Raw genomic sequence first — 2,436 nt, forward strand, 5'->3', positions numbered from 1 at the left:
CCGCGGCTGGCCCTCGGGGCGGTGATCTCGAATGTCTCCCTCATCCTGTGCGGCAAGGCGATCGAGGCGACCAACGCCCTGACCGCCGCCATCGCGGGACAGGGAGTCGACGGACCGGCAGCGGCGTCCGCGATCGTCGGGATCCTCGACCAGCCACTGACCGCTCCCAGCAGCCCAAACATTCTGCTCGCGCTGCTGGTCATCGCCGTGGTCGTCCTCGGCATCGTCGTGGTCATCACGTTCCTTCTGCGGGTGGCGTTGCTCGTCGTCCTCGTCGGGGTCGCACCGTTGGCGTTGGCGTGTCACGCGACGCCGCAGACCGAGGGCCTGGCCTACACCTGGTGGCGTGCCTTCGGTGCGTGCCTCGGCCTGCAGGTGGCCCAGGCGGTGATCGTCCTGGCCATGGTGAAGGTGTTCCTCACCCCCCACGGGCTGGTCCTCATGGGCGTTCCGGCCACCACCAGCGGCCTGCTCGGAGTGTTGGTCTGCGTCACGATGCTGTGGCTGCTGACCAAGCTGCCAGGGCTAGCCAAACAGTTCGTCCTCACGCCGCTCGGGCTGCGTAACCAGGGCCGGGGGCTGCTCGGTCAACTTCTGCAGGCATACGTCATGGTCAAGACCCTCGGGGCCGCCGCCACGTCCATCGGCGCAGGCCGCCGCACCGCCCGCACGGGGACGGCTGCCCGCCAACGGGCCGTGAGCACCACCAGGAACGCAGCACAGTCGAGTACCGCTCGGCCCGTCCCCGCCGTCAGGGGACGTCCGGGTACCCCACGCCCGCCGCTGTCCCGGCCGCCCCGACCCACCCCGGTGGAGTTTAGTAACGCCCCTGTCACGCAAACACCATTGTCGGTGCCGGCGGGCACCGCTGGCGCACCCGCGTTTAGCCACCCGGCCCGGTCGGATACCCCAACGGCGACCCCGACCGGTCCGGCCCCGACCCCGGCGTTTTCGCAGCCCAACCCTCCACAACCAGCCACCCCTCGACCGGGTACACCGCCCACCCCGCCAGCGTTCAGCAACACCACGCCCGCACCGACGAGCCCGACACCTCAAGGGCCGACACCCGCGGCAGTGTTCTCCAACCCGCCAGCACGGCAGAGCGCGCCACGCCGCCCACCGGCACCGTTCACGCCAGTGTTCTCCTCCGCACCGCCGACCCGACCCACGATGGCCCGGCGGCCCACCACCGCACCTCGCCAGCCCACCCGGGACGGCTCACCGCCGGCCACCACAACACCGGCCGCGAGGCCGTCCCCACGCCCGGCACCGACCGCGCGGCCGTCCCCAGCCCCGCAGCGACCGTCCCCGCCTCGACCGGCGGGCAGCGCGGCTCCGGTGTTCCGACTGGCATCGTCCCCGCCGCCGTCCCCGTCCCCGCCGCGACCGTCCCCGCCGACGGTGCGGCGCCGTCCCGGAGAGGCAGGTAGCTGATGAGTCGCCGTGACGATGAGGCACCGCTTCGCGCGCGAGTACCCGCTGATGTGGAACGGGCTGATCGCATCGCGTTCGGTATGACCGGGCGGCAGTTGGTCATCCTGACCGTCACCGGCCTGGTGCTGTACGCGGCGTGGACCGCCCTCACGACGGTGGTGCCGCCACTGGTCTTCGCCTCCTGCTGCGTGCCGATCCTCGGCGCGGCGTTCTACCTGGCCGTCGGCCGCCGCGACGGGATCAACCTCGATGTGTGGCTGCGCGCCGCGCTGCGCCACTATCGTGCCCCGGGCCGGCTGGTGCCGTCCGAGGGCCCGATCACGCCGGCCCCGGCCTGGGTGTCCACCACACAGGGGCCGGGTGACCGGCTCCCGCTGCCCGCACCGTTGCGCCTGCCGGCCAAGGGCATCACCGCCGACGGCCTGGTCGACCTTGGCCCCGACGGCACCACCGGCCTCGTCGCGGCCTCCACGGTGGCGTTCGGGCTGCGCACCGCAGCGGAGCAGAACGGCTTGGTCGCTGGGTTCGCCCGCTGGCTGCACTCGTTGGACGGGCCGGCGCAGATCCTGGTCCGCGCGCAGCGAGTCGATTTGACCCACGTGGCCGACCGGATCCTCGCCTACGCACCCGAACTACCAGACCCCGCCCTCGAAGACGCCGCGAGGTCGCACGCGGCCTTTCTCGAGGAGGTTGCCACCCGGCGGGAACTGCTGCACCGGCACATCACCGTCGCGGTACGCAGCAAACGCGGCCCCGGCCAAGCGGCCCATCAAGCCGCCGAGACGGTGCGGGCGCTGTCTGGCTGCGAGGTCGCCGCGAGGGTGCTCGACCCGGTCGACGCCGCCGGCACTCTCGCGGGCGCCCTCAACCCCTGCGCTACGCCGTCCCTGTCGTCCCCGCCGGTGTTGGCCGGCGCGGGACGGGCCGTCCCCGACACCGATGGAAGTGAGGCGCCGTGAACCTGTTGAACCGTCGTCGTCCCCACGTCGTCCCCGAGGTGGG

At 72.6% G+C, this 2,436-nt stretch carries 2 protein-coding genes; both read left to right on the top strand.

Annotation, left to right across the window (positions count from 1 at the left end; all coding sequences use genetic code 11):
• Window positions 1-1,434, top strand: a 1,434-nt coding sequence (locus K228_RS29070) for a TrbL/VirB6 family protein (RefSeq protein WP_025620738.1), incomplete at its 5' end; no start/stop codon positions are given.
• Window positions 1,434-2,393 carry a PrgI family protein gene (locus K228_RS0124575; RefSeq protein ID WP_188116256.1) on the top strand — a complete coding sequence of 320 codons (960 nt, stop codon included), beginning with the start codon at window positions 1,434-1,436 and terminating at the stop codon, window positions 2,391-2,393. The genes K228_RS29070 and K228_RS0124575, both read left to right, overlap by 1 nt.
• Window positions 2,394-2,436: the final 43 nt, after the last annotated feature.

The sequence above is a fragment of the Salinispora cortesiana genome (genome assembly GCF_000484695.1).
Classification (GTDB): Bacteria; Actinomycetota; Actinomycetes; order Mycobacteriales; family Micromonosporaceae; genus Micromonospora; species Micromonospora cortesiana.